The sequence below is a fragment of the Paenibacillus ihuae genome, from assembly GCF_001368795.1.
GTDB lineage: Bacteria > Bacillota > Bacilli > Paenibacillales > Paenibacillaceae > Paenibacillus_AQ > Paenibacillus_AQ ihuae.
Window position 1 is genome coordinate 304,530 of record NZ_LN831201.1, and the last position, 2,224, is coordinate 306,753.

The window sequence follows — 2,224 nt, forward strand, 5'->3', positions numbered from 1 at the left end:
AGTCCGCCATCCGCAAGCAGAATCCGGTTCTTGCCGGACAATCCCTGGCCTCACTCCTTTCCGGATACAAGCAGATTGCCGCCAGTAAACAGAAAATCATCGAGCTGGAACAAAAGGTTGCTGCAGTAATTGCAGCGACAGCGAAGCAAATCGCCGCCTGAACTAACCACGGGTGTCTTCCGCCTGTCAGTCCGCATATGGTAGGAAAGAGAGAACATCCGTTAAATGGGCCTTGAGGAGGCTGGAGCTATGCATATCTGTATTATTGCCCCGGAGCAGTTCCCGGTACCGGGAGACGGGTCTGTGGAGATTTGTATTTGGGCTATTGCCAAACAGTTATCCCAGAGACATAAAGTGACGATTCTAAGCCGCAGAACAGCCTTCCTGCCCGACTCAGCAGAACTGGAGCAGGTGCGGATCATCCGGCTGGCTTCAGGAACCCCCTCCCGTTACCAGGCTTCCGTGCTTCACTTTCTGGAGGGGGAATCTTTCGATATGATTCAGGTCGACAATCGTCCGCTTCTGATGGCCGCCGTAAAGCAGCAGCATCCGGAGACCCCGGTGCTGCTCTATCTCCACTCCTTAACCTTTGTACCCGCAGAAGCGAGAATTGCCCGCAGCCTTGCATACGCCAATACCGTTGCGGTCAACAGCAGGTCTTTGCAGAAGCGGCTTTCCAGGCGTTTTCCGGGGCTTTCTGGAAAGCTCAGTGTCGTTCCGCTGGGAGCTGACTTAACCCGCTTCACCCCTGTTGAATCGCCGGAGCGTCTGCTTCTGCGCAGAAAGTACCGGCTTCCACCGAAGTTTACTGTATTGTTCGTGGGCAGGGTTATTCCGCGCAAAGGAGTGCCGGTGCTGATCCGGGCCATGCAGCATCTGAACAAACGTCTGCCCGCCCATCTGATCATCGCAGGCCCGGGCAAACCGTTATATATCCGTAAGCTTAGGGGCCTGGCCAGCCGGCTCGGCGTATCCGTAACCTTCCTTGGAACTATCGCCCACGACCATATACACGGCTTGTATCAGGCTGCTGACTGTTTCGTCTGCCCTTCCCAGCGGCATGAATCCTTCGGATTGGTGAATGTGGAAGCTATGGCCTCAGGCCTGCCGGTCATCGCTTCGAACAATGGCGGTATCCGGGAGATCATCACTTCCGGTCTTAACGGCTATCTGGTGGACCGGTACCAGGAAGCATTGCCTTTTGCAAGGCTTATGCTCAGGGTAGGCCGGAATCCCAACCTAGCGGCAAAGATCGGAATGCAGGGCCGCAGCGATGCGCTGCGGACTTTCGAATGGCAGCATACTGCAGCGCATTTAGAGGAGCTGTACCGCCTGCTGCTCAAGCCGTAGCTGAGGAGTCTGCCTTACAGGCGCTCCTTTTCCTTTGCGACAATGTGTAACAAAGGATTTGTGATTATCTTCGCAGGATATAAGCAGCTGCAGCTATTATACTCATATTGTAAGCGTTGCCAATAACAAACTGTGTTAGTTTATACCGCTATCAAGATGCTGGCAACCCCCTACAACAACTATTCGCTGTAGAAAGGGTGCATCCTTATGTTAATGATCAAAGCCATTGTTAGACCCGAGAAAGCAGATGAGGTCATGGCTGAATTAATGCTGGCCGGTTTCCCCTCCATCAGTAAAATGGATTTGCTGGGCCGCGGTAAACAAAAGGGAATTCAAGTTGGAACCAACTACTACAATCAAATCTCCAAAAAGCTGCTGATGATCGTCATCAATGATGATGAGAAGGACGAGGTCATCAGCATTATTATGAGAACGGCAAGAACCGGCGAACAAGGCTCCTTCGGTGACGGCAAGATCTTTGTACTGCCTGTGCTGGAGACCTTCACGATCAGCAACGGTAAAAATCAACTGTAGCCGCTCATCTTCCTAAGTCATATCCCCATAATAAAGAGGCAGCAGAGCGTCGCCTGGACGGGAATCCCGCTCCAGGAAACGTTCTGCTGCCTCTTCCAAGTGTTATTATCCTCAAATCATCTGGATGACTGTCAGCACCAGACCCACGACAAAGCCGCATACGGCGCCGTTGACCCGGATCCACTGCAAGTCCTTGCCCACTTTATCCTCCAGCATGTTAACGAGGCTAGCATCGTCCATTTGATCCAGGTTTTCTTTGACCAATACACCAAGCCGGTAATGATTAGCCTCTACGAGGGCAATCAATGAAGCACAAATCCGTTCTTCCCAGCCCTGAATC

3 protein-coding genes are annotated in these 2,224 nt (G+C 52.3%); 2 read left to right on the top strand and 1 reads right to left on the bottom strand.

Annotation, left to right across the window (positions count from 1 at the left end; genetic code table 11):
* The first annotated feature begins 249 nt into the window (after positions 1-249).
* Both AQR02_RS25795 and AQR02_RS25800 read left to right on the top strand, forming a co-directional pair.
* The gene (locus AQR02_RS25795; protein ID WP_054943225.1) at positions 250-1,350 is read left to right on the top strand and encodes a glycosyltransferase family 4 protein; all 1,101 of its coding nucleotides are present in this window, start codon (positions 250-252) and stop codon (positions 1,348-1,350) included.
* Between the two features lie 207 nt (positions 1,351-1,557).
* Positions 1,558-1,884, top strand: coding sequence for a P-II family nitrogen regulator (locus tag AQR02_RS25800; RefSeq protein ID WP_054943226.1), 327 nt, complete (start codon positions 1,558-1,560; stop codon positions 1,882-1,884).
* A 111-nt stretch (positions 1,885-1,995) separates the two neighbouring features.
* On the opposite strand, the gene AQR02_RS34905 is transcribed toward AQR02_RS25800, so the two are convergent.
* Positions 1,996-2,224, bottom strand: a 229-nt coding sequence (locus AQR02_RS34905) for a DUF445 family protein (protein WP_245237743.1), incomplete at its 5' end; no start/stop codon positions are given.